The 1,816-nt window shown below is 76.2% G+C and carries 1 protein-coding gene and 2 pseudogenes; all 3 read left to right on the top strand.

All coding sequences use genetic code 11. From position 1 onward, the window contains the following. Window positions 1-767: pseudogene (locus tag JM949_RS35665) on the top strand (DUF993 family protein); the annotation flags it as partial. 65 nt (window positions 768-832) lie between these two features. Continuing rightward, a pseudogene (locus JM949_RS35660) lies at window positions 833-1,629 on the top strand (sugar phosphate isomerase/epimerase family protein). Further along, window positions 1,622-1,774, top strand: a complete 153-nt coding sequence (locus tag JM949_RS35655) for a hypothetical protein (protein WP_203152434.1) — start codon at window positions 1,622-1,624, stop codon at window positions 1,772-1,774. Before JM949_RS35660 ends, JM949_RS35655 begins: the two are co-directional and overlap by 8 nt. The last annotated feature ends 42 nt before the right edge of the window (window positions 1,775-1,816 follow it).

The raw sequence follows: 1,816 nt of genomic DNA, 5'->3' as shown, positions 1-1,816 counted from the left end.
GTCACCGCCGCGTACACCGAACAGCTCGCCGACGTCCTCGCGGCCGGCGCCCGGCCGGTGCTGATGTGCAGCCGGCACCTGGCCGCCGCGGCCCGCGGCCCGGAGGACTACCTGCGGGTGTACGACGAGCTGCTGACCGCCGCCGGTGAACCGGTGGTGCTGCACTGGCTGGGCCCGATGTTCGACCCGGCGTTGACCGGCTACTGGGGTGCGGCCGACCTGGAGCTGGCCGCCGACACGGTGGTCGAGCTGATCAAAGCGCACCAGTCGACTGTGGACGGCATCAAGGTGTCCCTGCTGGACGCCGGTCGGGAGGTCGCGCTGCGCCGCCGGCTGCCGGCCGGGGTGCGGCTCTACACCGGGGACGACTTCCACTACCCCGAGCTGATCCGGGGTGACGAGGTGGGCCACTCCGACGCGCTGCTCGGGGTGTTCGCGGCCATCGCGCCGGCCGCCGCCGCCGCGCTGGCCGCCCTGGACCGGCGGGACCTGGCGGCGTACGACGAGATCTTCGCGCCCACCGTCCCGCTGGCCCGGCACCTGTTCGCGGCACCGACCTGGCACTACAAGACCGGGATCGTGTTCCTGGCCTGGCTGGCCGGGCACCAGGAGCACTTCACCATGTCGGCGGCGCGCAGTCCGGCCGGTCCCCGGCGCACCTGGCCACCCTGCTCACCCTGGCCGACGCGGCCGGGCTGCTGCCCGACGCCGACCTGGCCGCCGCCCGCGCGCGGGCCTTCTTCACCGTGGCGGGGGTGCGGCAGTGAGCGCGGGAAGTGAGCCGGTTCCGCGAGCCGCGCAGCCGCGAACGGGGGCCGACGCTGCGCCTCGGTTGGCGCGGTTCTCGTTCAACCAGGCGACCGCCCAGCGCTGGCCGCTGCCCGAGGTGGTGGCCGGTTGCGTGGCGGCCGGCGTGCCGGGCATCGGGTTGTGGCGGGAGCCGGTCGCGGAGTACGGGCTGGCCCGGTCGGCGAAGCTGGTCCGCGACGCCGGCCTGGCCGTCACCTCGCTGTGCCGGGGCGGGTTCTTCTCCGCCGACGACTGGCGCGCGGAGAACCTGCGGGCCATCGAGGAGGCGGCCACGCTCGGCGCCCCGGAGTTGGTGCTGGTCTCCGGCGGGCTGCCGGCCGGCAGCCGGGACGTCGACGGCGCCCGGCGGCGGGTGGCCGACGCGATCGGCGAGCTGGCCCCGCACGCGGCGGCGGCCGGGGTACGGCTGGCGATCGAGCCGCTGCATCCGATGTTCGCCGCCGACCGGTGTGTGATCGCCACCCTCGGCCAGGCGCTGGACATCGCCGAGCGGTTCGACCCGTCGGTGGTCGGCGTGGTCGTGGACGCGTACCACGTCTGGTGGGACGACACGGTGTACGCGCAGATCGCCCGGGCCGGCGACCGGATCGCCGCGTTCCAGGTCTGCGACTGGGTGACGCCGCTGCCGGAGGGGGTGCTGCTCGGCCGGGCGCTCCCCGGCGACGGCTGCATCGAGCTGCGCCGGCTGCGCGAGGCGGTGGACGCGGCCGGTTACGTCGGCCGATCGAGGTGGAGGTCTTCTCCGCCGAGGTGTGGGCGCGCCCGGGTGCCGAGGTGCTGGACGCGGCGATCGCCGGCTACCTGCGCCACGTTGTCTGAGACCGCCGAACGGCGCTGGCCGGCGGCGGTGGGCGCGTGGCTGGGGATCGGCACCGCGCCCGCCACCCTGGTGCTCGGCGCGGCGATGGCCGCCCGGCACGGCGGGGCGGTGCGGCCGGTGGGTTGCTGGTCGGCGGGGCGCTGATGGCCGCGCTGCTCTGGGGCGAGGCCGGATCGGTCTGCGCCG

The organism is Micromonospora tarensis (genome assembly GCF_016803395.1).
Lineage (GTDB): Bacteria > Actinomycetota > Actinomycetes > Mycobacteriales > Micromonosporaceae > Micromonospora > Micromonospora tarensis.
This window is presented reverse-complemented; position numbering and strand designations above follow the sequence as displayed.